27 protein-coding genes are annotated in these 23,820 nt (G+C 73.3%); 15 read left to right on the forward strand and 12 right to left on the reverse strand.

Annotated features, from left to right (window positions below; all coding sequences use genetic code 11):
* The first annotated feature begins 69 nt into the window (after positions 1–69).
* Genes MICAU_RS03270 through MICAU_RS03285 form a run of 4 tightly spaced genes read left to right on the forward strand, consistent with a single transcriptional unit; the run spans position 70 to position 2,507 of the window.
* Complete coding sequence (locus MICAU_RS03270; RefSeq protein ID WP_013283860.1) at positions 70–711, forward strand: DivIVA domain-containing protein; 642 nt, start codon at positions 70–72, stop codon at positions 709–711.
* A complete protein-coding gene (locus tag MICAU_RS03275; protein ID WP_013283861.1) occupies positions 708–1,208 on the forward strand; it encodes an SRPBCC family protein in 501 nt (166 codons plus the stop codon). Before MICAU_RS03270 ends, MICAU_RS03275 begins: the two co-directional genes overlap by 4 nt.
* A 54-nt stretch (positions 1,209–1,262) precedes the next feature.
* Positions 1,263–1,847 (forward strand): DNA-3-methyladenine glycosylase I, encoded by a 585-nt coding sequence (locus MICAU_RS03280; RefSeq protein WP_041799170.1) that lies wholly within the window; start codon positions 1,263–1,265, stop codon positions 1,845–1,847.
* A gap of 36 nt (positions 1,848–1,883) precedes the next feature.
* Positions 1,884–2,507 carry a hypothetical protein gene (locus tag MICAU_RS03285; RefSeq protein WP_013283863.1) on the forward strand — a complete coding sequence of 208 codons (624 nt, stop codon included), beginning with the start codon at positions 1,884–1,886 and terminating at the stop codon, positions 2,505–2,507.
* A 22-nt stretch (positions 2,508–2,529) separates the two neighbouring features.
* Here the strand turns inward: MICAU_RS03285 and MICAU_RS03290 are convergent, their stop codons facing one another.
* Positions 2,530–3,321 carry an enoyl-CoA hydratase/isomerase family protein gene (locus MICAU_RS03290; RefSeq protein ID WP_013283864.1) on the reverse strand — a complete coding sequence of 264 codons (792 nt, stop codon included), beginning with the start codon at positions 3,319–3,321 and terminating at the stop codon, positions 2,530–2,532.
* A gap of 3 nt (positions 3,322–3,324) precedes the next feature.
* Entirely contained in the window at positions 3,325–4,143 is an 819-nt protein-coding gene (locus tag MICAU_RS03295) for a PaaX family transcriptional regulator (RefSeq protein ID WP_013283865.1), read from the reverse strand.
* Positions 4,144–4,333: 190 nt separating this feature from the next.
* Here MICAU_RS03295 and MICAU_RS31690 point away from each other — a divergent pair, with 190 nt between their 5' ends.
* Together MICAU_RS31690 and MICAU_RS03300 are read left to right on the forward strand one after the other, a co-directional pair.
* Positions 4,334–4,501, forward strand: a complete 168-nt coding sequence (locus MICAU_RS31690; RefSeq protein ID WP_013283866.1) for a DUF3117 domain-containing protein — start codon at positions 4,334–4,336, stop codon at positions 4,499–4,501.
* Positions 4,502–4,646: 145 nt separating this feature from the next.
* Entirely contained in the window at positions 4,647–6,152 is a 1,506-nt protein-coding gene (locus MICAU_RS03300) for a leucyl aminopeptidase family protein (protein ID WP_013283867.1), read from the forward strand.
* A 32-nt stretch (positions 6,153–6,184) separates the two neighbouring features.
* Here MICAU_RS03300 and MICAU_RS03305 read toward each other — a convergent pair whose 3' ends face one another.
* A complete protein-coding gene (locus MICAU_RS03305; RefSeq protein WP_082171245.1) occupies positions 6,185–6,835 on the reverse strand; it encodes an O-methyltransferase in 651 nt (216 codons plus the stop codon).
* A 212-nt stretch (positions 6,836–7,047) separates the two neighbouring features.
* On the opposite strand from MICAU_RS03305, the gene MICAU_RS03310 reads away from it, so the two are divergent.
* Both MICAU_RS03310 and MICAU_RS03315 read left to right on the forward strand, forming a co-directional pair.
* Entirely contained in the window at positions 7,048–8,352 is a 1,305-nt protein-coding gene (locus MICAU_RS03310; RefSeq protein ID WP_174361690.1) for a S1C family serine protease, read from the forward strand.
* A 72-nt stretch (positions 8,353–8,424) separates the two neighbouring features.
* Complete coding sequence (locus MICAU_RS03315; RefSeq protein ID WP_013283870.1) at positions 8,425–8,841, forward strand: twin-arginine translocase TatA/TatE family subunit; 417 nt, start codon at positions 8,425–8,427, stop codon at positions 8,839–8,841.
* A gap of 59 nt (positions 8,842–8,900) precedes the next feature.
* Here the strand turns inward: MICAU_RS03315 and MICAU_RS03320 are convergent, their stop codons facing one another.
* The 3 genes from MICAU_RS03320 to MICAU_RS03330 all read right to left on the reverse strand — a co-directional run bounded on the left by MICAU_RS03320 (position 8,901) and on the right by MICAU_RS03330 (position 12,009).
* Complete coding sequence (locus MICAU_RS03320) at positions 8,901–10,049, reverse strand: Mrp/NBP35 family ATP-binding protein (protein ID WP_013283871.1); 1,149 nt, start codon at positions 10,047–10,049, stop codon at positions 8,901–8,903.
* Between the two features lie 72 nt (positions 10,050–10,121).
* Positions 10,122–10,730, reverse strand: coding sequence for a DUF1003 domain-containing protein (locus tag MICAU_RS03325; protein WP_013283872.1), 609 nt, complete (start codon positions 10,728–10,730; stop codon positions 10,122–10,124).
* A complete protein-coding gene (locus MICAU_RS03330) occupies positions 10,723–12,009 on the reverse strand; it encodes a magnesium transporter MgtE N-terminal domain-containing protein (protein WP_013283873.1) in 1,287 nt (428 codons plus the stop codon). The genes MICAU_RS03325 and MICAU_RS03330 overlap by 8 nt, the downstream gene beginning before the upstream one ends.
* Positions 12,010–12,042: 33 nt before the next feature.
* Here MICAU_RS03330 and MICAU_RS03335 point away from each other — a divergent pair, with 33 nt between their 5' ends.
* Entirely contained in the window at positions 12,043–12,912 is an 870-nt protein-coding gene (locus tag MICAU_RS03335) for a PhzF family phenazine biosynthesis protein (protein WP_013283874.1), read from the forward strand.
* 41 nt (positions 12,913–12,953) lie between these two features.
* The gene (locus MICAU_RS03340; protein WP_174361691.1) at positions 12,954–13,487 is read left to right on the forward strand and encodes a hypothetical protein; all 534 of its coding nucleotides are present in this window, start codon (positions 12,954–12,956) and stop codon (positions 13,485–13,487) included.
* A 25-nt stretch (positions 13,488–13,512) separates the two neighbouring features.
* Here MICAU_RS03340 and MICAU_RS03345 read toward each other — a convergent pair whose 3' ends face one another.
* Positions 13,513–14,208 (reverse strand): HAD family hydrolase, encoded by a 696-nt coding sequence (locus MICAU_RS03345; RefSeq protein WP_013283876.1) that lies wholly within the window; start codon positions 14,206–14,208, stop codon positions 13,513–13,515.
* Positions 14,209–14,314: 106 nt separating this feature from the next.
* Between MICAU_RS03345 and MICAU_RS03350 the strand changes: the two genes are divergently transcribed.
* Both MICAU_RS03350 and MICAU_RS03355 read left to right on the forward strand, forming a co-directional pair.
* Positions 14,315–15,271 carry a DMT family transporter gene (locus MICAU_RS03350; protein WP_013283877.1) on the forward strand — a complete coding sequence of 319 codons (957 nt, stop codon included), beginning with the start codon at positions 14,315–14,317 and terminating at the stop codon, positions 15,269–15,271.
* Between the two features lie 66 nt (positions 15,272–15,337).
* Positions 15,338–17,470 (forward strand): APC family permease, encoded by a 2,133-nt coding sequence (locus MICAU_RS03355; RefSeq protein ID WP_244879717.1) that lies wholly within the window; start codon positions 15,338–15,340, stop codon positions 17,468–17,470.
* Between the two features lie 2 nt (positions 17,471–17,472).
* Here the strand turns inward: MICAU_RS03355 and MICAU_RS03360 are convergent, their stop codons facing one another.
* Together MICAU_RS03360 and MICAU_RS03365 are read right to left on the reverse strand one after the other, a co-directional pair.
* Complete coding sequence (locus tag MICAU_RS03360) at positions 17,473–17,760, reverse strand: hypothetical protein (RefSeq protein ID WP_013283879.1); 288 nt, start codon at positions 17,758–17,760, stop codon at positions 17,473–17,475.
* 18 nt (positions 17,761–17,778) lie between these two features.
* Positions 17,779–18,603 carry an SDR family NAD(P)-dependent oxidoreductase gene (locus tag MICAU_RS03365; protein WP_162881502.1) on the reverse strand — a complete coding sequence of 275 codons (825 nt, stop codon included), beginning with the start codon at positions 18,601–18,603 and terminating at the stop codon, positions 17,779–17,781.
* A gap of 124 nt (positions 18,604–18,727) precedes the next feature.
* Between MICAU_RS03365 and MICAU_RS03370 the strand changes: the two genes are divergently transcribed.
* A complete protein-coding gene (locus MICAU_RS03370) occupies positions 18,728–19,684 on the forward strand; it encodes an HpcH/HpaI aldolase/citrate lyase family protein (protein WP_013283881.1) in 957 nt (318 codons plus the stop codon).
* 42 nt (positions 19,685–19,726) lie between these two features.
* On the opposite strand, the gene MICAU_RS03375 is transcribed toward MICAU_RS03370, so the two are convergent.
* The gene (locus MICAU_RS03375) at positions 19,727–20,281 is read right to left on the reverse strand and encodes a DUF4190 domain-containing protein (protein ID WP_013283882.1); all 555 of its coding nucleotides are present in this window, start codon (positions 20,279–20,281) and stop codon (positions 19,727–19,729) included.
* A gap of 116 nt (positions 20,282–20,397) precedes the next feature.
* Between MICAU_RS03375 and MICAU_RS03380 the strand changes: the two genes are divergently transcribed.
* The gene (locus MICAU_RS03380; protein ID WP_013283883.1) at positions 20,398–21,288 is read left to right on the forward strand and encodes an SDR family NAD(P)-dependent oxidoreductase; all 891 of its coding nucleotides are present in this window, start codon (positions 20,398–20,400) and stop codon (positions 21,286–21,288) included.
* Positions 21,289–21,291: 3 nt separating this feature from the next.
* Here MICAU_RS03380 and MICAU_RS03385 read toward each other — a convergent pair whose 3' ends face one another.
* The gene (locus MICAU_RS03385; RefSeq protein WP_013283884.1) at positions 21,292–21,699 is read right to left on the reverse strand and encodes a DUF4190 domain-containing protein; all 408 of its coding nucleotides are present in this window, start codon (positions 21,697–21,699) and stop codon (positions 21,292–21,294) included.
* A 172-nt stretch (positions 21,700–21,871) separates the two neighbouring features.
* Between MICAU_RS03385 and MICAU_RS03390 the strand changes: the two genes are divergently transcribed.
* The gene (locus MICAU_RS03390; protein ID WP_013283885.1) at positions 21,872–23,068 is read left to right on the forward strand and encodes an acyl-CoA dehydrogenase family protein; all 1,197 of its coding nucleotides are present in this window, start codon (positions 21,872–21,874) and stop codon (positions 23,066–23,068) included.
* Positions 23,069–23,077: 9 nt separating this feature from the next.
* On the opposite strand, the gene MICAU_RS03395 is transcribed toward MICAU_RS03390, so the two are convergent.
* Positions 23,078–23,731, reverse strand: coding sequence for a PH domain-containing protein (locus MICAU_RS03395; RefSeq protein WP_013283886.1), 654 nt, complete (start codon positions 23,729–23,731; stop codon positions 23,078–23,080).
* Between the last annotated feature and the right edge of the window lie 89 nt (positions 23,732–23,820).

The raw sequence follows: 23,820 nt of genomic DNA on the forward strand, positions 1-23,820 counted from the left end.
CGGACGCATTTACCGACCGGACGTCCCGGAGGGCTCGCCCGATCCCGGCCCGCATGCCACGATCTGTGCATGGGTGAGGTTCTGCTCCTCTTGGTCGTCGCGCTGACCGTCGCGGCTGTGGTGTTCGGGGTGACGGTGCTCGTCTCCGGCAAGGATCCGGGCCTCACGCCGGCCGAGCCGGACGGGCGGGCCGTGCCCCTGCCCGGCAGCCGTCCGCTCGACGAGTCGGACGTGTCCGACGTCCGCTTCGACACGGCGCTGCGCGGCTACCGGATGAGCCAGGTCGACGCGGCGCTGCGCCGGGCGGCGTACGACATCGGCTACAAGACCGAGCTGATCGGCGTCCTGGAGGCGGAGAACGCGGCCCTGCGGGACGGGCGTACCGAGGACGCCGACGCGCTGCGCCGGGCGCGCGAGGAGGCCGCCGCGACCCGTCCCGAGACCGAGCAGGCACCCGACCCGTCCACCCCCGAGCCGGTGGTGATCGACCTGTCCGCGCCCGAGCCGCCGGCCCGGACCGACACCGACGGGCAGCCGGGCCGCACCGACGCCGACGGCCGGGCCGGACGCGCCCCGGCCGAGGCGGGCGTGGCGGAGGCCCCCGCCGCGGCGGCGACCGAGGACACCGTCTCCCCGGCGAACGGGATCGCGGCCGGTCCGGCCGACGACGACCGGGAGCGCGGTTCGGTGGTCCGCTCGGAGTCGGCGTGACCGGCGTCGGCCGGCCGGCCGACGACTTCACCGAGGCGTCCCGCCGGGGCGCCGCCGAGGTCACCGCCACGGTGATCGTCGAGGCCCCGGCCGACCGGGTGTTCGCCGCGCTCACCGCATGGGAGCGGCAGTCGGACTGGATCCCGCTGACCCGGGTGCGGGTGGTCGAGGGCGACGGCGGCGAGGGGAGCCTGGTCGAGGCGGTCACCGCGCTCGGCCCGGCCGTGCTCCGCGACGAGATGCGTGTGGTCCGGGTCGACGCGCCCTACGAGGTCGGCGTGGTGCACTGCGGCAAACTGCTGCGCGGCCCCGGCGTGCTGCGCTGCACCCCGATGGACCGCGACCGCACGCAGGTGGTCTGGCACGAGTGGTTCCACCTGCCGGGCGGGGCGGCCGGCCGGGTGGCGTGGCCGGTGCTCTGGCCCGGCTCGAAGTTCAGCCTCACCCAGGCGCTGAAGAAGTTCGCCCGGCTGGTCGAGCAGGGCCGCCTGCCCTGACGGGCGGTCGTTGGCGCGGCGGGGCTGTCGGTGGCCCGGCCTATCGTGGACGCCGTGACTGACCTGGTGACCGACGCCGACGGGCTGCCGCGCTGCGCGTGGGGGGCGAGCACCCCCGACTACGCCGTCTACCACGACGACGAGTGGGGCCGGCCGCTGCGCGGCGACGACGCGCTCTACGAGCGGCTGACGCTGGAGGCGTTCCAGTCCGGCCTGTCCTGGCTGACCATCCTGCGCAAACGGCAGGCGTTCCGGGACGCCTTCGCCGGCTTCCGGATCGAGTCGGTGGCCCGCTACGGCGAGGCCGACGTGACCCGGCTGATGGCCGACGCGGGGATCGTCCGCAACCGGGCCAAGATCGAGGCGGCGATCGCGAACGCCCGGGCCGCGTCCGGGCTGCCCGAGGGCCTCTCCGCGCTGCTCTGGTCCTTCGCGCCCCCGCCCCGGGCCGCGCGTCCCCGGTCCTTCGCCGAGGTGCCGGCCACCAGCCCGGAGTCCGTGGCGATGGCCAAGGCGCTCAAGAAGCGGGGCTTCCGGTTCGTCGGCCCCACGACCGCCTACGCGCTGATGCAGGCCACGGGCATGGTCGACGACCACCTGGCCGACTGCCACGTGAGCGGTGACCGGGCCGGGGTGTGACGGAGCGCGCCACCTCCGGCGTGATGGGATTGGGGCATGACCGACACCGAGCCGCGTACGAGCGGGACGACAGACGGTGCGACCACGACCGGAGCCTGGGCGGTGCTGCTGCCCGCCGAGCGCTTCGAGGCCGAGCGGCTGGTGCACCACGACGCGCTGGAGCTGACCGGGCTGTCCGAGGCGGCCCGCCCCCGGCCCGGTGACCGGGTGGCAGTGCTCGTCGACGAGCCGCTGCGCCTGGTCGCGCTCGGCCGGGTCGCGCTCGCATCGTCCGAGACCCGGGAGGACCCGGACGATCCGCAGTCCGACGCGGTGGCCGGGTCGCTCGTGGTCACGTACACCCGGCGGGTGCTCGACGAGCCGGTGCCGGTCGACGGCCCGGCGCCGGACGGACCGGTCGTGGCGCTCGACCCGGCCCGCTGGCGGTCGTTGGCCGACCGGCTCGGCCCGCCGCCCGCCCGCAGCACCTGGCTGGTCAGCCTGGACCTGCCGATCGAGGCCGCGTCGCGCGCCGAGGCGGTGCGGATCTTCTGGTCCTACGTGCAGGAGCTGGGCCCGCGGGAGCTGCCGGCGTTCGTCTCGCCGTACGGCGACGAGCTGGCCATGCAGGCGTTCGTGCTCGGCGTCGAGGCCAACCAGGATCCGGAAGAGGACGACTGACCTCCGGGGCCGACCGGGGCGGTCAGCGTCCCTCGAAGACCGGCTTCTGCTTGGCGACGAACGCCGTCGTGGCGGCCCGGTGGTCGGCGGTGGCGCCGCAGATCGCCTGGGCCTGCGCCTCGGCGGCCAGCGCGTCGGCGAGCGTGCCCGCGTCGGCGATGGAGAGCTGACGCTTGATCGCCCCGTACGCGACGGTCGGGCCGGCGGCGAGCCGGGCGGCCAGTTCCTGCGCGGTCGGGAGCACCTGCTCGTCGTCGTCCACCAGCTTGGTCAGCAGGCCCAGCCGGCAGGCCTCCTCGGCGCCGACCGGCTCGGCGAGCATCAGCAGCTCGACGGCCTTGGCGTGACCGACCAGGCGGGGCAGCGTCCAGGAGGCGCCGGTGTCGGCGGCGAGGCCCACCCCGGCGAACGCCATCAGGAACCGGGTCTTCGGGCCGCCGATGCGGAAGTCGGCCAGGAACGCCAGCGAGGCGCCGGCCCCGGCGGCCATCCCGCGCACCGCGGCGACCACCGGCTTGGGCAGGTTGGCCAGCCGGGCGGCGATCGGGTTGTAGTGCGCCCGGACCGTGGCCAGCGGGTCGGCGTCCGAGGTCTCCAGCGTCCGCACGTGCTCGCGCAGGTCCTGCCCGGCGCTGAACGAGCCGCCCGCGCCGGCGAGCACGACCGCCCGGCAGGACCGGTCGGTCTCCAGCTCGGCCAGCGTGTCCCGGAGCGCCTCCTTGAGCGCCACGTCGAGCGAGTTCATCGCCGTCGGGCGGTTCAGCGTCAGGGTGACGACGGCGTCGGTGCGGTCGACGAGCAGCGGCTCGGTCACGTTCTAACGACCCTTCTGTCGGGCGAGGCGGTTGCCGGTGTCGAGGCACTGCTCGACGTACCGGTCGGCGGCCGGCCGGAGCCGGGCCGCGTGCCGGTCGAAGAAGCTGGCCGCGCTGGTGCCCGGCCAGCGCTCGGGCAGCAGTGCCGGGGGCAGTTGCGGATCCCGGAACAGGAACGTACGCCATGCGTGCACGAGCCGGAATCGGGCCGCGTACGCGTCCTCGTCGCTGCTGCGCACGGTGACGCCGGAGAGCAGCGGCTTCTGCTCGGCGACGAACCGCTCGTACGCCCGCCCGATCTCGGCCAGGTCCCAGGCGCGGCGGACCACGCCCATCGCGCCGGGGGTGCCGGCCGCGTGCGCTGCGGTGAACCGCTCGTAGCGCACGCCCGCCTCGTCGAGCAGCAGGTCGACGTCCTCACCCGGGCGGGTGGCCACCCAGGTGCAGTCGTCGAGCGTGCCGTAGCCGAGGAAGGCGAGGTTCGCGGCGAGCCGCTGCCGGTCTCGGCGGGACGAGGGCGCGGTGAGCACCAGGAGATCGAACCGTCCGTCCCAGCTGTGCCGTCCGGTCCGGTAGATCCGGGACGCCGCCTCGTCGAGTCGACGTGCCGCCTTCGGGGTGATCGAATATCCCGGTCCGGACGCCAGACGGAGCGGTTCCAGCCAGCCCTGACGGACCATCCGGGAGACCGCGGTGCGTACCGCCGGTGGGGCGATCCCGAGCGGGGCGAGCAGCTTGACCAGGGCGGCAACCGGTGCGCGGCCACCCCGGGCCCGGAGGTGGTCGCCGTACAGGTCGAAGAGTGCCGACCGTGCCTGCATGACCGCACATTGTGACAGGCCTATCCAAGATAAGCTAGATGCTGTTACATCAATGCTGCTTCGGTTTGGGTCCGGCGGTGTTCATCAGGGAAAATCGTTGGTCGAGCCTTCCGCGATGGTTGCGGATGGCGATGGCGAAGTGGCTGTGGGGCAACTCACCGACCCTGGTGTAGGTCTGAGGGGAGACAACATGGCGGCGATGAAGCCGCGGACGGGCGACGGTCCGCTGGAAGTCACCAAGGAGGGCCGGGGCATCGTCATGCGAGTCCCGCTGGAGGGTGGTGGCCGGCTCGTCGTCGAGATGACTCCCGACGAGGCCACCGCGCTCGGTGACGCGCTGAAGGCGGCCGCGGGCTGATTCGAGGAGTGTCCCGCACGGCGTCCGCCGTGCGGGCGGTTCGTCCTACCCTGAGCCACCGGCATGCCCGGTGGCTCAGGGTCTTTCCTCGACGGCTGCGTGGGGGAATGTGCCCGTTCAACCCATTTCGGAGGTACGGTCCAGCGTGCTGGTCATTCGTCTGGTGAGTGGGCCCGCAGGGCCCGGCGCTCTCGTCCTGCCCGTCCGTCCCGGAGGGCCGGACTCCCCGGACTCCCTGGCCTCGCCGGACCCCACGGTCTCGCCGGCCTCCACGGCCCGCCTGGTCCCGACCGCCGTGCCGCTCGGCGACGACGTCCCTGCCGAGGCCGCAGCCGTCCTGCCCGCCACCCGGCTCACCGGCACGGCCGGCGAGGTACGCGAGCACCTGCGTCCCGGTGGCTCCCCGGCGCGGCTGTGGCTTCTGGGCGTCGGCGAGGGCGACGAGCGCGACTGGCGCACCGCCGGAGCGGCGCTGGCCCGCGCGGCGAAGGATGAGACGCAGATCACCATCGCACTTCCCGGCGAGGCGACGGCGGCGCTGCGTGGCCTCGCCGAAGGGCTGCTGCTCGGCTCGTACCGATTCCGTCTCACCGAGGCCGGCAAGCGTCCCGCCCTGGCCGAGGTGTCGGTGCTCGTCGACGACCCGGACGCTCTTGCCGGCACGCTCGACGCCGCCCGGGCCACCGCCGAGACGACCCGGCTCGCCCGGGACCTGACCAACATGCCCTCGTCCACCAAGAACCCGGAGTGGTTCGCCGCGCAGGTGGCCGAGGCCGCGTCCGGGCGCCCCGGCCTGCACCTGCGGGTACGCGGCCCGGAGGAACTGGCGGCCGAGGGCTTCGGCGGTCTCCTCGCCGTCGGCGGCGGCTCCGCGAGCGGCCCGCGCCTGGTGGAGCTGGACTGGCGGCCCGACGGCGCGCGTACCCACGTGGTGCTCGTCGGCAAGGGCATCACGTTCGACACCGGCGGCATCTCGATCAAGCCGGTGCCGGCCATGAAGCTCATGCGCAAGGACATGGCCGGTGCCGCCGCCGTGATCGCCGCGACGCTCGGCGCCGCCGAACTGCGCCTGCCGGTCCGGGTCACCACGCTCGCCCCGCTCGCCGAGAACATGGTCAGCGGCTCGGCGTTCCGCCCCGGCGACGTGATCCGGCACTACGGCGGGCTGACGAGCGAGAGCACCAACTCCGACGCCGAGGGCCGGCTGGTGCTCGCCGACGCGCTGGCGTACGCGGTCCGCGAGCTGAAGCCCGACCTGCTGATCGACCTGGCGACGCTGACCGGCGCGAACGCCGTCGCCCTGGGCAAGCGGCACGCCGCGCTCTACAGCGAGAACGACGCGCTCGCGGCCGGCCTGCTCGACGCGATCACCGCGGCCGGCGAGCGGGCCTGGCGGATGCCGCTGGCCGACGACTACGTGGAGTATCTGGCCAGCGAGATCGCCGACCTGCACAGCTCCCCGGCGCAGGGCGCCGGTTCGGTGGTCGCCGCGCTGTTCCTGCGGGAGTTCACCGGCGACCTGCGGGACCGGTGGGCGCACCTGGACATGTCCGCGCCGTCGTGGTCCGACGACACGCACGGCGAACTGGTCAAGGGCGCCACCGGCTGGGGAGTGCGCGGGCTGCTGCGCTGGCTGGCGACGCTGGGCTGACCAGGCGTGCAGGGCACGCCTGATCAGCCTGGTCAGGCCTTGACGGCGGCGAGCAGACCGTGGCCGACCGGCAGCAGCGCGGGCACCCAGTGCTCCGACTCGCGGATCGCCTTGATCGTCTCCCGTACGGTGACCGTCTCGGCGTCCCGCGCGGCCGGGTCGCCGATCCGGCCGGCCGCCAGCGCGCCGTTGAGCGCGAGCACGCCGCCGGGGCGCAGCAGCCGCAGCGCCGCGTCCACGTACGCGGCGAAGCCGGTCGCCACCGCGTCCACGAAGACCAGGTCGTAGGCACCGTCCGCGAGCCGCGGCAGCACGTCGAGCGCCCGGCCGGTGATGATCCGGGTACGCCCCGACGGAAAGCCCGCCTCCTGGAACAGCCGCCGGGCGATGCGCTGGTATTCGACCTCGACGTCGATCGTGGTGAGCACGCCGTCGGGGCGCATGCCGCGCAGCAGCCACACGCCGCTCACCCCGGTGCCGGTGCCGATCTCCACCACGGCCCGGGCGTTGCCGGCGGCGGCGAGCAGCCGCAGGGCGGCACCCGACCCGGGCGTGACCGCCTCCACCCCCACCTCGTGGGCGAGGGCGCGGGCCGTGCGCAGCACGAGATCCTCGGTGACGAAAGACTCGGCGAAGTGGAGCGCCTGGGCCGTCGAACTGCCGTGACCGGCGACCGTGGCGATGGGACACCTCCGAGGGGCGGACTGGTGCGAGGGGCGGTATGCACTGTGAGCGTAGAGGCGGGCCGGTACCGGCGCAGCCGCGAGTCCGCCGCGGAGTGCTCACGGACGGCAACCCCTGACTCCGTTCGCGTCATCCGTGTAATCCTGGATGCGTCCCGCGCGTCACTGTCGTCCGGCTCCGCCGGCCGTCGGCGCGGGGCCAGCGGGACGGAGTGGGAGGCACCGACGTGACCGACGGCTGGGACTGGCGGCGGCCCGGCGGATCGCCGGCACCGGGTGGGCCGGCGTCCGGACGACCGCCGCAGGACGCCCCGGGTCAGGTGACGTCGCCGTGGTGGTCCGACGCGCTGGCCGACCCGTGGCGGGATCCGTACGCGCCCGCCGCCGTGGTGATCCCGGCGGCCCCGGCGTCCGGTGCGGGGGAGCCGGAACCGGTCACCGACCCGGACCTGCCGACCCGGCCGGGGCTGCGCCAGGTGGTGCTGATCTCCCTGGTCACGGCGCTGCTGGCCGGTTCTCTCGGCAGCGCCCTGACGTACGCCTTCCTGCGCGGCGGTGACGTGCCGACGATCGGTGCGCAGACCGGGCAGGCCCCGGCGCTGGCCCAGCGCAAGCCCGAGTCGCTGGCCGGGGTGGCCGAGCGGGTCCTGCCCAGCGTGGTCACCATCCGGGTGGTCAGCCTCGGCGGCACCAGCGAGGGCTCCGGCTTCGTGGTGACCAGCGAGGGTCACATCGTCACCAACGACCATGTGGTCGCCGACGGCCCCGGCAAGGCCACTGTCGTGTTCAACGACGGCAGCACCGCCGCCGGCACCGTGGTCGGGCAGGATCCGGAGTCGGACCTCGCCGTGATCAAGGTCTCGCGCAGCGGGCTGACCCCGGTGCAGTTCGGCGACTCCGACGCGCTCGCCGTCGGTGACCCGGTGCTCGCCATCGGGTCACCGTTGTCGCTCGCCAACACCGTCACCGCCGGCATCGTGAGCGCGCTGGACCGGACGATGCAGGCCGGCGAGCCGGGCGGGCCGACCCGCTACTACGCGGCGATCCAGACCGACGCCGCCGTCAACCACGGCAACTCGGGCGGCCCGCTGGTGGACGGCGCCGGGCGGGTGGTCGGGGTGAACTCGACGATCAAGTCGCTGGTGGCCGACGGGCAGGAGGCCGGCAACATCGGCCTCGCCTTCGCCATCCCGATCAACCAGGCGAAGCGGATCACCGAGGACATCATCGGCACCGGCAAGGCCCGGCGTACGGTGATCGGCGCCCAGGTCGGCGGCACCGGCGCCACCGGCGGCGGCGTACGCCTCAACGCGGTCGAGCCGGCCGGCCCGGCGGCGGCGGCCGGACTGCGTACCGGGGACGTGGTGCTCCGGCTGGACGGCCATCCGATGACCGATCCGACCGACCTGGTGGCCCTCGTGCGCAAGTACGCGCCCGGTTCCGTGGTGACAGTCGAGTACCGGCGCGGGTCGGCGCGGCAGAACGCGTCGGTGACGCTCGCCGCGGATGCGAAGTGAGGACCCGTCACCCCCTCCCCGATGGTCACCTGACGTGCGTAGTCTTGCCCTCACACGGACGAGGAGGCCGCGGTGTTCGAGAACCTGAACTGGTGGGAGATCGGCGTCCTGCTGCTCCTGGCGCTGTTGATCTTCGGCGATCGGCTGCCCAACGTGATCAACGACGGCCTCCGGATGGTCCGCAACCTGCGCAACATGGCGCGCAACGCGACCGGTGACCTGAGCCGCGAGCTGGGTACGGACATCCAGCTGGAGGATCTGCACCCCAAGGCGTTCATCCGCAAGCACCTGCTCAGCGAGGACGACGAGCAGGCGATCCGCAAGCCGCTCCAGAGCATGTACGACAACCTGCGCTCGGACGTCACAGGCGTGCACGACGAGCTGAAGGACGTGGCAAAGGCCGCCGACCTGCGTACCCCGAGGGTCGCGACCAGCACCCCGACCCCCGCGCCCCCGGCCCCCCGCCCGTCCTACGACGACGCCACCTGACCGCGCCCCCTCCCGCGTGCGGCGGGAAGGGGCGGTGGGAAGGGAGCGGTGGGTGAGGGTCAGCGGCCTGCCGGCTTGAGGCCCAAGGGCTTGCCGAGCAGGGACTCGCGGCGGACGGCCAGGCGGTCGGCGACCTCGAACAGCGCCTTCGCGGCAGGGGCGTCCGGCTGCGCCAGCACGATCGGCTGACCGGCGTCGCCGCCCTCGCGTACCCGGGTGTCCAGCGGGATCTGCCCCAGCACCGGCACCTGCGCGCCGATCGTGCGGGTCAGCGACTCGGCCACCGCCGCGCCGCCACCGGCCCCGAAGACCTCCATCCGGGAGCCGTCCGGCATCTCCAGCCAGGACATGTTCTCGATCACGCCGACCACCCGCTGGTGGGTCTGCAGCGAGATCGCACCGGCCCGCTCGGCCACCTCGGCGGCCGCAGCCTGCGGGGTGGTGACCACAAGGATCTCCGCGTTCGGCAGCAGCTGGGCCACCGAGATCGCGATGTCGCCGGTGCCCGGCGGCAGGTCGAGCAGGAGGACGTCCAGGTCACCCCAGTAGACGTCGGCGAGGAACTGCTGAAGCGCCCGGTGCAGCATCGGCCCGCGCCAGACCACAGCGGCGTTGCCGGGGGTGAACATGCCGATCGAGATGACCTTCACGCCGTGCGACTGCGGCGGCATGATCATGTCCTCGACGCGGGTCGGCGCGCCGTCGGCGCCGAGCATCCGGGGCACCGAGTGGCCGTAGATGTCCGCGTCCACCACGCCCACCGACAGGCCCCGCGAGGCCAGCGCGGCGGCCAGGTTGACTGTGACGCTGGACTTGCCGACACCGCCCTTGCCGCTGGCGACCGCGTAGACGCGGGTCCGCGAGCCCGGCTGGGCGAACGGGATCACCGGCTCGGCGGTGGCACCACCACCGCGCAGCTTCGACTGGAGCTCCTGACGCTGCTCCGGGCTCATCACACCGAAGATGATCTCGACATCGCTCACGCCCGGTACCGCGCCGACGGCGGCGGTGATGTCACTGCGCAGCTTGTCCTTCAGCGGGCAGCCGGCCACGGTGAGCAGCAGCTCCACCCGGACCACGCCGTCCTCACCACGCTCGGCGGACTGGACCATGCCGAGTTCGGTGATCGGCCGGCGGATCTCCGGGTCGTTGACGGTGGCCAGGGCGGCCTGGATCGCGTCGGAGACGGTGCTGACGGGTGCTGACATGCCCGCAATGCTACGTCGCGGGTCATCGGCCACCGCCGCTGGCGGGGGCGGTGTGAGCGATTCGATGACCGCTCAGCCGTCGCGCCGGCCGTCCCGCGCGTAGTCGCTGTCCAGCTCGTCCCGGGGCTCGTCCAGCGGCTCGCCGCCGCCCGTCCGCCGGCCCTCCCGCTCCTGCTGCCGCCGCTCCCGCCTGCGCCGCCGCTCGGCCGCCTCGTCCAGCTCCTCACCCAGCCGGGTCAGCTCCGAGCGCAGGAAGTCCCGGGTCGCCACGTCACCCATCGCGATCCGCAGCGCGGCGATCTCCCGGGCCAGGTACTCCGTGTCGGCCTTCTGGAGCGTGGCCCGCCGCCGGTCCTCGTCCATCGCGATCCGGTCCCGGTCCGCCTGCCGGTTCTGCGCGAGCAGGATCAACGGCGCCGCGTACGACGCCTGCAGGGAGAGGATCAAGGTCAAGAACGTGAAGGTGTACGGGTCGAAGCGCAGACTCGCCGGCGCCAGCGTGTTCCACAGGAACCAGGCCACCAGGATCAGCGTCATGTAGACGAGGAAGTTCGCCGTACCCATGCCCCGGGCGATGCCCTCGGCCCAGCGGCCGAACGTCTCCGCGTCGATCCGCGGCAGGTGCAGGCTCCGCGGGGCGCGCGGCTGGTCGAGCCGGTCGCCGCGTCGCTGGTCACTCATCGTCGCCGTCCAGGGTGCCGTCGTCGGTGGCGGACGAGGTGGGGGCCGCGTCCCGGTCCCGCCAGTCCCGCGGCAGGGAGTGGTCCAGCACGTCGTCCACTGTCACCGCGCCGACCAGCCGGTTGTTCCGGTCCACCACCGGCATGCCGACCATGTCGTACGTGGCCATCCGCCGGGTGATCTCGGGCAGCGGGGTCGACGTGCGCAGCGGGTCGATGTCGTTCACCACGATGCCGCCGAGCAGGTCGGCCGGCGGTTCGCGGAGCAACCGCTGGAAGTGCACCATACCCAGGTAGCGGCCGGTCGGCGTGGTCAGCGGGGCACGGGCCACGAAGACCTGGGCCGCCACCGCGGGGGACAGCTGCGCCTCCCTGATCCGGGCCAGCGCCTCGGCCACCGTGGCGTCCGGCGGCAGGATCACCGGCTCCGAGGTCATCACGCTGCCGGCAGTGCCGGAGGCGTAGCGCAGCAGCTGGCGTACCGGGTCGGCCTCGTCCGGCTCCATGAGGTCCAGCAGCACGTCCTGCTCCGGCGGGGGCAGCTCGTTGAGCAGGTCGGCCGCGTCGTCCGGCTCCATCTCCTCCAGCACGTCGGCGGCGCGCTGGCGGTCCAGCGCGGCCAGGATCTCCACCTGGTCGCGCTCGGGCAGCTCGCTCAGCACGTCGGCCAGGCGTTCGTCGTCGAGCGCGGCGGCCACCTCGTTGCGCCGGGCGTCGGGCAGATCCTGGAGGGCGTTCGCCAGGTCGGCCGGGCGCATGTCCTCCAGGACGGCGAGCAGGTTCGCCGTACCCCGGTTGTCGCCGACCGCGCCCAGCCCGCGGACCCGGTCCCAGTCGACCTGGTGGAGGTGGCCGCGGCGGGTGAGCCGGCCGGTGTGCTCGCGCACGGCGACGCGGCTCAGCGCCCACTCGCCGCCGCGGCTGGACTCCATCGCCACGTCCACCACCGAGCCGGCCTGCCCGCTGTCGAGCTGGACCCGGCGGTCCAGCAGCTCCTGGAGCACCAGCAGTTCGTTCGGGCGCTTCTCGAACCGGCGCAGGTTGAGCGTGCCGCTGCCGAGCACCACCGCGTCCGTGTCGATGGAGGTGATCCGGTTGATGGACAGGAAGATGCGCCGCCGCATCGGCATCTCGGCGACCAGACCGACGACCTCCGGCGGTCGCTGGGTCGCCCGCATCCGGGCCACCGCGTCGCGGACGCGGCCGACCTGGTCGCCGTTCGGGTCGAAAACGGCGACTCCGGCGAGTCGAGCGAGGTAGACCCGGTTCGGCGTGCTCACGGGCACCAGCCTAAGGGCCTACTCTCTAACAACATGTCGACCTTGGGCTACGAGATCGTGGACGTCTTCACCGACCGCCCGTTCGCCGGCAACCCGCTGGCCGTGGTGTTCGGCGCGGAAGGGCTGGCCACCGAGCAGATGCAGGCGCTCGCGCTGGAGTTCAACCTGTCCGAGACGGTCTTCGTGCTGCCGCCGACGCAGGTGGGCGCCACCTACCGGGCCCGGATCTTCACCCCGGCCGACGAGCTGCCCTTCGCCGGGCACCCGAGCGTCGGCGCCGCGGTGACCGCGAGCCGGCGTGGCGTCATCGGCGCGGGCCGGGTCACCCAGGAGTGCGGCGCCGGCGTCCTGCCGATCGAGGTGACCGCCACCGGCGCGACGCTCACCGGCGGCACGCCCACGCTCGGCCCGGAACTCGACCCGGAGCCGCTGCTGGAGATGGTCGGCCTCACCGGCCCCGACCATGTCGGCCCGCCACCGCGGGTCGCCGGGTGCGGCCTCGAATTCCCCTATCTTCCGGTACGCCCGGACGCGGTGGCCCGGGCACGGTTGAACACGACGGCGGCGCAGCGGTACGGAGTGGAGCACGTCAGCCTCTTCTCCTGGGAGCCCGGTTCGCAAACCGCACACGCCCGGGTCTTCGTGCCGGGGCTCGGCGTACCGGAGGACCCGGCGACCGGCTCGGCCGCCCTGGGACTGGGCGTGTGGCTGGTCGCCAGCGGCCTGCTGCCCGGCGAGGGCCGCGCGGAGTACACCGTCCGGCAGGGCATCGAGATCAACCGTCCGTCGACGCTCGCCTGCACGGTGACCGCGTCCGGCGGGCTGGCGGTGGGCGCCACCGTCTCCGGCCAGGTCATGCCGGTGGCCCGAGGCGAGATCACCGTCCCCCCGTTCATCGGCTGATCGCCCGCCCGTGGCCCTCTCCGGGGTGGGGTGGGCGGGGGATGGGGCAGGATGGCGGGGTGAGTGACGAGGTGGACGAGCGGATGACGCCGCCGCTCGTGGACGAGGCGGTGAAGAAGGCCGCGGTCTGCTGGGTGAGCACCGCCGGCGGCCCGGCGTACGCGCTGTGGTGCCTGCCGCTGGAGGGCACCCTGCTGGTGGTCACCGGTCCCGGCGAGCAGGCCGCACCCGGGCTGGCCGACAGCGACACGGCCGACGTGACGCTGCGCGGCGACCACGGCGGGCGGATCGTCAGCTGGCCGGCGCGGGTGACCCGGCTGCAACCGGGCACCGAGGAGTGGGACACCGTCGCGCCGCTGGTCGCGGCGAAGCGGCTCAACGCCTCCGGCTCCGCCGCCGAGCTGGTGGAGCGGTGGGCGGCACAGGGGTGCGCGCTGAACCGGCTCGCGCCCGCCGGCACCGCGGTGTCCGGCGCCGACCTGCCGGACGGCTCGCTGAGCGAGCAGCCCCGACCGACCCCTGTGGTACGGGCCGTCCGCAAGCCGTTCCGCCTGCACCGCGTCCGCCGCCGCTGACCGTGCGAACCGTCGGCGGGCCGGGTCAGGCGACGGGGACCGGGTCGAGCAGGTCGAGCACGCCCCTCAGTGAGGTCAGCGACGGCCCGTCGAAACCGTGGTCGGCGTTGAGGACCACGTGGTCGGCGAGATCCGGTGCCGCCAACCGGGCGGCGCTCAGCCCTGCCCGCTCCGCGCCGGTCAGTTCCTGGCTGTCGCCGTCCCCGACGTAGAGGCAGTCGGCCGGAGCCTGGCCGAGCCGGTAACACGCGGCCAGGTAGAGCGCCGGGTCCGGCTTGCAGCGTCCGAGGCGTACCGAGAAGACCTGGGCGTCGAGCAGCGGCGCGACGGCGAGCTGCGGCAGGAACGCCGGTAGTTCGTGCGTGCAGTCGCTGACCAGCCCGGTACGGACGCCTTGGTGGCGCAACGCGGCCAGCACCGGCACCGCCTCGGCGCGTAGCCGGGTGTCCGCGCGTACTGCCCGGTGCCGGGTGGCGACGGCGGCGCGCACGGTCGCGTCGGACGGGCGGACGCCGAGCCGGGCGCACACCCAGCGCATCGTCGACTCGGCGTTCCCGAAGGAGCCGCTGGCCCGTTCGTAGAAGCTGCTGTCCAGCACCTCCACCAGGGCCTCGGTGGAGCAGCCGAGCATGTCGGCGGTGGCGCGGTGGGCGGCTCCGCGCCGCACACCATGGGTCAGGGTGCCGAAGAAGTCGAACAGCACCGCCTGGAATCCGGGCATGAGGGAACGCCTCCGGACGTCGAGGGGGGATCGCCGGGACGCGCATGATCGTAACGGAGTGCTGACTTTCCGTGTCGGTCGGGTGTCCGTGTGAGGATTACCGTTCGTGCCGACCGTTCCGCATCGCCCGCCGCTCGACGCGCTGACGGTGGGCGCGCTCGCCCTGGCCGTCGCCTCGGTCTCGTCCTCGGCGCCGCTCGTGGCGTTCGCCACCGCGTCGGCGCTGGCAGTGGCGTTCTGGCGTACCGCGTTGTCGGTGGCGGTCCTGGGCCCTGTCGCGTTGACCAGGAGGCGCGCCGAACTCCGGGCGCTGACAGTCGGGCCGGGCCGGCGCGAGGGGCTCTACTGCGTACTCTCCGGGGTCGCCCTGGCCGCCCACTTCGCCACCTGGATGCCGAGCGCGCAGCTCACCTCGGTGGCGGCCGCGACCGCGCTCGGGGCGACGCAGCCGGTGTGGCAGGGGCTGATCGCCCGCGGGCAGGGGCGGCGGCTGCCGACGGCGGTGTGGGCCGGAATCGCGGTGGCGGTGCTCGGCGCGGTGCTCGCCACCGGCGCCGACTTCGGCGCCTCCGGCCGGGCGTTCGCCGGCGACCTGCTCGCGGTGGTCGGCGGACTGTTTGCGGCCGTCTACACCGCGTTCGGCGAGCGGGCCCGGGCCAGCATCAGCACCACCACCTACACCACCGTCTGCTACGGCGTCTGCGCGGCGATCCTGCTCGTGGTGTGCCTGGTCGGCGGCGTACGCCTGCACGGCTTCGACGGCCCGACCTGGCTGGCGATCCTCGGCCTGGTGGCGGGCGCCCAGCTGCTCGGCCACTCGATGTTCAACTACGCCCTGCACCGGGTCTCCGCGACCACAGTCAGCGTGCTGATCCTGCTGGAGGCGCCCGGCGCGGCGCTGATCGGCTGGGTGTGGCTGGGGCAGTTGCCCCGGCCGCTGGCGCTGCCGGGCCTGGCGCTGCTGCTGGCCGGCGTGGCGGTGGTGGTGCTCGGCGGCGCGCGCGCCGGCCGTCGCGCCGCGCCGGTCGCGGCCCCCGCCGACCCGACGCCGCTCGGCGACTGAGCCGGTCGGGGCGAAGTCGCGCCGTTCCGGCCACCGGGCCATCCGGTTTGCACGAAAGTGCTCAGGGTGGGGGCGGACCGGGACGACGCGGCGGAGGCGGGCACCGTCGTCACGCCCTCGGCCGAGTTCCCGCCGCTCGGCGACGAGGAACGGGCGGCGCTCGGCCGGATCGGCGAGCGCTGGCGCGGCCCGCGCCGCGCCGACGACCTGCCGGTCGACCCGACGCTCGGGCGGCACGACCGGCACCCGGCGCCCACCCGGTTCGGCCGGCTGGCGCCGATCGACATGTTCACGGTGGCGCAGCCGGACGAACTGGTCGCCACCGGTGCGGCCGACCTGCCTGGCGACCGGGCCGGCCGGACCGCCGCCCGGGTGCGCCGGGCCCTGCTCGGGCCGCCGCTGTCCAGCGCGTCGGTGCTGTACGAGCGGATGCGCAAACTCGTCGCGCTGCCGGTGCTCTCCTCCGACCTGCTCAGTTCCGTGGCGTACGGGCCGGAGGCGATGCTCGCCGTGCTGGTGCTGGCCGGGAGCGCCGCGCTCGGACTGGCCCTGCCGCTCGCCGCCGTGCTCGTGGTGCTGATGGTCGCCGTCGGCCTCTCCTACCGCCAGACCATCCCGGCCTATCCGCACGGCGCCGGCTCCTACATCGTCGCGGGGGACAACCTCGGGCGTACGCCGGGACTCGCGGCCGCGGCCGGGCTGATGCTCGACTACGTGCTGACCGTGTCCGTCTCGGTGGCGGCCGGGGTGCACGCGGTCACCTCGGCGCTACCCGGGCTCAGCTCGTGGGCGGTGCCGCTCGGGGTGCTGGTGATCGCGGTGCTGCTCGCCGGCAACCTGCGCGGCGTACGCACCGCGGGGAACATCTTCGTGCTGCCCACGTACGCGTTCGTGGTGGTGCTGCTCGCGGTGCTGGCTGTGGGTTACGCGAAGGCCGCGGCGCGGGGTTTCGCACCGGTGCCGCCGCCGTCGGTGCCCGCCGCCGAGGGCCTGGGCCTACTGCTGGTGCTGCGGGCGTTCTCATCCGGCGCGGTGTCGATGACCGGCATCGAGGCGGTCTCCAACGCGGTGCCCGCGTTCCGCCCGACCGAGTGGCGCAACGCCCGCACCACGCTCGGCTGGATGGTCGCCATGCTCGTCACGCTGTTCGCCGGCCTGGTCGGGCTGATCCACCTCGACGGCCTGGTGCCCCGGGCGGACGAGACGCTGCTGTCCCAACTCGGCCGGGTGACGTTCCCGAGCGGGCCCGGGTACGCGATCCTCCAGGCCACCACCGCGCTGATCCTGCTGCTCGCCGCGAACACGGCGTTCAACGACTTCCCCCGGCTGCTGTTCTTCATGGCCCGCGACGGGCACGCGCCGCGCCGCTTCCTGCACATGGGTGACCGGCTGGCGTTCAGCAACGGGCTGGTGGCGCTGGCGCTGACCGCAGCGGCGGTGTTCGTCGCGTTCGGCGGGCACACCGAGCGGCTGATCCCGCTGTACGCGGTGGGCGTGTTCCTCGCCTTCACGCTGTCCCAGACCGGGATGGTGGTGCACTGGCGGCGCCACCGGGGGCCGGGATGGCGCCGCCGGCTCGCCGTCAACGCGGCCGGGGCGGCGCTGTCCGGGCTGGTGCTGCTGACCGCGGCGGTCGCCAAGTTCACCGAGGGCGCCTGGGTGGTGGTGCTCGCCGTGCCGCTGCTCGTGCTGCTGTTCCGCCGGATCCACAGGCACTACGACCGGCTGCACCACGCGCTGGCTCTGCATCCGCCGCCGTCCGCGCCGCCCGCCGAGGGCGACGAACTGCCCCAGCAGGTACGCCACCTGGTGGTCGTGCCGGTGGCCCGGCTGAACCGGGCGTCGCTGCGCGCGCTGGCGTACGCGACGTCACTCGGGCGGCCGACGCTCGCCGTGCACCTCGCTCCCGAGGAGGCCGAGGCGGACCGGTTCCGGGAACAGTGGCGGGCCTGGGGCGACCACCTGCGGCTGGAGACGATCGTGTCGCCGTACCGGTCGGTGATCGGGCCGCTGGCGCACTACCTGGAGGCGCTGCACGCGGCGAGCCCGGACCTGACGCTCACCGTGATCGTGCCGGAGGTGGTGCTGCGCCGGCGGCGGTACCGGCTGCTGCACAGCCGCGCCGATCAGCGGCTACGGGTCGCGTTGCGCGCGCTGCCCGGCGTGGTGGTCACGAGCGTCCCGGTGCACGTGTCGTGACCTCAGACGTCGTGGACCTCCAGCACCCGGGTGGCGGGGGCCGCGTCGCCCAGCTCGGCGCGCAGCGCGACGCGCTCCGGGTCGACCAGGAACGCGTCGAGCCCGGCGCGGGCGGCGAACCGGATCACGTGCACCTCGGTCTCCCCGTCCCCGGTGCGCAGCCGACGTTCCAACTCGCCGCCGTGCCGGCCGAGCAGCGCCAGCACCGCGTCCTCGTACCGCCGCCCGGCGTCCACGTCGGCGCTCAGGTCGACGAGCGCGACCAGCAGGACCGCTTGCTCCGTGGTCATGTGTTCCTCTCGGTTCCGTCAGGCGTCCAGCCCGAGCGCCTTCGCGCTGGCCGTCCAGAGCCGGGCGGCCAGCGCCGGGTCGGCGGCCTTGGGCCGGGGCCGGTGCGGCTTGCGGTCGGCGTAGTAGCCGCCGTCGATCAGCCGGGCCGGATCCTGGCAGGCGAGCCAGACGAGCGTCTCCGCGCCCTTCTCCGGGCTGCGGAACGGCAGCAGCCGCATGCCGAGCGCCACGATCCGGCTCTCGTTGCCGAAGCGGGTACGCACCACGCCGGGGTGGAACACGTGCGCCGGCACCTCCGGCCAGCGTCGCGCCGCCTCGGCGGTGAACAGGATGTTCGCCTGCTTGCTGGTGCCGTACGCGCGGAACGGGCGGTAGGAGCGCAACGCGGAGTTGAGGTCGTCCGGGTCCAGCACACCGCTGCGGTGCGCGTCCGATCCGGTGACCACCATCCGCCCGATCCGGTCCCGCAGCAGGTTGCTGAGCAGGAACGGGGCGAGGTGGTTGGCCTGCATGCTCAGCTCGAACCCGTCGACCGTGGTGATCGGTTCCAGCACGATCGCGCCGGCGTTGTTGGCGAGCACGTCGATCCGGTCGTACCGCTCGCGTAACCGCTCGGCGAGCCCGCGTACGTCGTCGAGCACCGCGAAGTCGGCGCGGAACAGCTCCGGCTGCTCGCCGCAGCACTCGCGGACCCGTTCGCCCGCGGCGCGCAGCCGGGCCGGGTCGCGGCCGACCAGCACCACCTGGTCACCGCGGCGCGCCAGTTCCTCCGCGGCGGCCAGCCCGATGCCGGAGCTGGCCCCGGTCAGCACCACGATCCGACGCTCAGTGAGATCTTCCACAGGTCCATTCACCCCGGTCACGGCACGAGGTTACCGTGGCGTCACCACGCCCTTTGGGATCGTTAAGTTCTCGAAATCCACCGCTGCGCCGGCACTCGCGCCGGACGCTGGAAGGAGCGCATCCATGACCGCTGTCGGTCGTCCCCGCCGATCCTGCCTGGCGGTACCCGGCTCCAGCGTCAAAATGCTCGGCAAGGCCCAGGGCCTCCCCGCCGACCAGGTCTTCCTGGACCTGGAGGACGCGGTCGCCCCGCTGGCCAAGCCGGACGCGCGCAAGAACATCGTGGCCGCGCTGAACGAGGGCGACTGGGCGGGCAAGACCCGCGTGGTCCGGGTCAACGACCTGACCACGCCGTGGACCTACCGGGACGTCATCGAGGTGGTCGAGGGCGCCGGGGCGAACCTGGACTGCATCATGCTGCCGAAGGTGCAGAACGCCGAGCAGGTGCACTGGCTGGACCTGCTGCTCACCCAGATCGAGAAGACGCTCGGCCTGGAGGTGGGCCGGATCGGCATCGAGGCGCAGATCGAGAACGCGGCCGGGCTGGTGAACGTGGACGCCATCGCCGGCGCCTCGCCCCGGGTCGAGACGATCATCTTCGGCCCGGCCGACTTCATGGCCTCGATCAACATGAAGTCGCTGGTGGTCGGCGCGCTGATCCCGGACTACCCGGGCGACCCGTACCACTACATCCTCATGCGCATCCTGATGGCCGCGCGGATGCACGACAAGCAGGCCATCGACGGTCCGTTCCTGCAGATCCGGGACGTGGACGCGTTCCGCGAGGTGGCGAAGCGCTCGGCGGCGCTGGGCTTCGACGGCAAGTGGGTGCTGCACCCCGGCCAGATCGACGCCGCGAACGAGGTCTACTCCCCGGCGCAGGCCGACTACGACCACGCCGAGCTGATCCTCGACGCGTACGACTACTACACCTCGGAGGCGGGCGGGAAGCTCGGCGCGGTGATGCTCGGCGACGAGATGATCGACGAGGCGTCCCGCAAGATGGCGCTGGTGATCGCCGCCAAGGGACGCGCCGCCGGCATGTCCCGTACCTCCTCGTTCACCCCGCCCTCGGAGTGACCGGCCCGGGCCGCCCCGAGTTCGCGGGGCGGCCCGCCGAGTTCAGTAGGTCGTGCTGTCGTAGCCGGACGAGTCCTGGTTGGCCGCCCAGACAATGAAGATCACGATGGCGGCGGTGGCCAGCACGGCCAGCACGGTGGCGATCCAGCCGACGATGATGCCTGCGGTGGCGAAGCCCTCGCCGCCCTCGCCGCGCTCCCTGATCTGCTTACGGGACACGTGGCCGAGGATCGCGCCCACCACGCCGATGTAGCCGCCGAGGCCGTAACCGCAGAGGCCGAGCGCGCCGACGATCGAAATGACCATCGCGGCGATGGCCAGGCCGTTCTGCTTCGGTCCGGAGGGGTACCCGTATCCGGGATAACCACCCGGGGGCGGGTACGCGCCCGGCTGCGGATAGGCGCCCGGCGGGTAACCGGCCGCCGCGTACGGGTCGGCGGACTTCATGCCGGCGTACGGGTCGGCGGACGCGTACGGGTCCGCCGAGGTGGGCTGGGCCGGGATGGGATTGCCGGCCATCGGATCGGCCGGTGGGCTCGACTGCGGCCCGGCCGCCGAGGGGTCCTGCCAGCCACCGGACGGTGGGGGATAGGTCATCTGATCATCTCCAGGTACGTGGTCGCGCTCAGGGTAGCCACCTTGCGCGCGACACGGACGTCCCCTTTCCGGCCACCGCGTTGCCCGTGGGGTCGGCACGGGGCAGGATCCTCGGCATGGCACTTGACGCGCGTGGGGGTCGGTCGCGACGGGACATGAGCCGGCCGGGGTCGGTGCGGCGCCCGCGCGCCGGCGAGCCGGCCGGCGCCGCCGACTCCGAACGGCCGGCGCCGCTGCCGGAACCGGCCACCATGCGCCTGGACGGCCGGGTCGCGCTGGTGACCGGCGCGGGCAGTCCGGACGGCATCGGGTACGCGACCGCGCGCCGGCTGTCCGACCTGGGCGCCCGGGTGGCGATCGTGTCCACCACGAGGCGCATCCACGAACGCGCGGGCGAGCTGGGCGTCACCGGTTTCGTCGCCGACCTCACCGACGAGTCGGAGGTGGGTGCGCTCGCCGACGCGGTGGCCGAGCAGCTCGGCGACGTCGAGGTGCTGGTGAACAACGCGGGCCTGGCGAGCCGGGCCAGCCCGGAGGTGCTGCGGCCGGTGGCCCAGCTGACGTACGACGAGTGGCGCGGCGAGATCGACCGCAACCTGACCACCGCATTCCTGTGCAGCCGCGCCTTCATCGGCGGCATGGCCGAGCGGGGCTGGGGCCGGATCGTCAACCTGGCCGCCACCGCCGGGCCGGTCAACGCGCTGCCCACCGAGGCGGCCTACGCGGCGGCCAAGGCCGGTGTGGTCGGGCTGACCCGGGCGCTGGCGATGGAGATGATCGCCGACGGGGTGACGGTGAACGCGGTGGCGCCCGGAATCATCCACACCGCGGCGTCCACCATGGCCGAGATCAAGCAGGGCCTGGGTACGCCGGTCGGGCGTCCCGGCACGCCGGACGAGGTGGCCGCGGCCATCGCGTTCCTCTGCTCGCCGGCCGCGTCGTACATCACCGGGCAGATGCTCGTGGTCGACGGCGGCAACAGCGTCCGGGAGGCGCAGTTCCGCTGACTGTCAGTAGGTGCCGTTGTCGGAGTTGGCCCAGATCGCCAGCCCGATCCAGCCGCAGCAGACCAGCAGGCCGATCGCGGTGAAGATGTAGCTGAGGATCAGCCCCCAGTTGGCGAGCTGGTCGCCGTCCTCGCCGGTCTGCCGGATCTGCCGCTTGGCCAGGTGGCCGCAGACGATGCCGGCGGGCGCGAAGACGAACGCGAAGACGAGCGACAGGATGGCGAGCACGTTCGTGCCACGGGGGCCTGGTCCCGGCCCCTGGCCGGGCGGGCCGTACTGGCCGTAGGGCGGCTGCGGTGCGTACGGGGGTTGCTGGCCCCACTGCGGGTGCTGCTGGCCGTACTGCGGCTGCCCGTACGGCTGGCCGTGCGACGGCGGCTCGTACGGCGACGGTGGCTGCTCGTCGGTCACGGGCGCCCCTTTCCCCAGGTCGACGGCCCTTTCTCTTGCGGACGCTACCCGCAGCGGTGAACCTTTTCACAGCGGTTGTGTGGACTGGTCACCTTGGCGCGGCCGGTCGCGGGACCGATACTGACCGAGCGTTCAGTTACCCATGAGTAAGGCGCCGACCCCGGAGGCTGAGATGGCCCGACTCGCCCAGACACCCGGACTGACCGACGTGCAGCGGTCGATCCTGGAAACCGTCCGGGAGTTCGCCGACAAGGAGATCATCCCGCACGCGCAGCGGCTGGAGCACGCCGACGAGTACCCGAGCGACATCCTCGACGGGATGCGCGAGATGGGGCTGTTCGGCCTCACCATCGACGAGGAGTACGGCGGCCTGGGAGAGTCCCTGCTGACCTACGCGCTCGTGGTCGAGGAGCTGTCCCGGGGCTGGATGTCGATCTCCGGCATCGTCAACACCCACTTCATCGTGGCGTACCTGATCTCGCAGCACGGCTCGGCCGACCAGAAGGCCCGGCTGCTGCCCCGGATGGCCACCGGCGAGGTGCGGGGCGCGTTCTCGATGTCGGAGCCCGAGTGCGGCTCGGACGTCTCGGCGATCAAGTCGAAGGCCGTCCGCGACGGCGACAACTACGTCCTCAACGGCCAGAAGATGTGGCTGACCAACGGGGCGTACTCGTCGGTGGTGGCCACCCTGGTCAAGACCGACACCGGGGCCGACTCGGTCTACGGCAACATGAGCACCTTCCTGCTGGAGAAGGAGCCCGGCTTCGGCGAGACCGCGCCCGGCCTCACCATCCCCGGCAAGATCGACAAGATGGGCTACAAGGGCGTCGAGACCACCGAGATGGTGCTCGACGGCGTCACGGTGCCCGCCTCCGCCGTGCTCGGCGGCGAGGAGAAGGTCGGCCGCGGCTTCTACCAGATGATGGACGGCATCGAGGTCGGCCGCGTCAACGTCGCGGCCCGCGCCTGCGGCATCTCGATCCGGGCGTTCGAGCTGGCGGTCGCGTACGCCCAGCAGCGCCACACCTTCGGCCAGCCGCTCGCCAGGCACCAGGCCGTCGCGTTCAAGCTCGCCGAGATGGGTACGAAGATCGAGGCCGCGCACGCGCTCATGGTCAACGCGGCCCGGCTCAAGGACGCCGGCCAGCGCAACGACGTCGAGGCGGGCATGGCGAAGCTGCTCGCGTCCGAGTACTGCGCCGAGGTGGTCCAGGAGGCGTTCCGGATCCACGGCGGCTACGGCTACTCCAAGGAGTACGAGATCGAGCGCCTGATGCGCGAGGCGCCGTTCCTGCTGATCGGCGAGGGCACCTCGGAGATCCAGAAGACGATCATCTCGCGCGGTCTGCTCAAGCAGTACAAGCAGTAAGGGCCCGGCTCACCGCTCGGGCCGGCGCGCTGCCTGCTCGGCGGCGGGCAGGTGCCGCCGCGCGTGCTCGGCCAGCGCCGTCGGGTCGTCGGCGTACAGCCGGATCTCCCGTACCGGCTCGCTCGGCCCCTTCGGTAGCCGTACCGACAGCGGCTCGCGCAGCACCACGTCGACCGCCGTCTGGCTGCCGACGCCGAGGTTGAGCACCGCCGGGTCGTCCGCGTCGTACTGGACGGCCCGGCTGGACGGCAGCGACCGGCGGCGGACCGCCACCCGGGCGACCGCGCTCCACGGGATCGTGACGTCGACCGAGGTGCCGTTGCGCACCCGCAGGCCGGCGTCGTCGACGACGTGCGGATGGATCCGGAGGGCGGCCAGCAGCCCGATCATCCACAGCACACCCCAGACGCCGAGCGCGATCGCCGCGTGCCGCACTGTCGGCTGGTCGACGGTGTGCCGCAGGATCACGTCGAGGATCGGGATCTCGATCGTGGACAGGGCGATGAAGGCCAGCAGGATCGGCTGCACGCCGCCGACGTAGGCGTACGTCCCCGCGCCCGGGGCGACCGGATACGGGCGGCGCAGGATCCACCGGGTGAGGCTGCGCCACATGCCCCACTCGTACGCCACCGCACGCCGCGCCAGCCGGATCGCCCGTCCCATGACCGCACCCCCTCTTTTTCAATACAACTGCAATGTAAAACGCGTGTCGGCGGGGTGTCAATGCAGTCGTATTGTGAAACCATGGGGAC

Source organism: Micromonospora aurantiaca ATCC 27029 (genome assembly GCF_000145235.1).
Taxonomy (GTDB): Bacteria; Actinomycetota; Actinomycetes; order Mycobacteriales; family Micromonosporaceae; genus Micromonospora; species Micromonospora aurantiaca.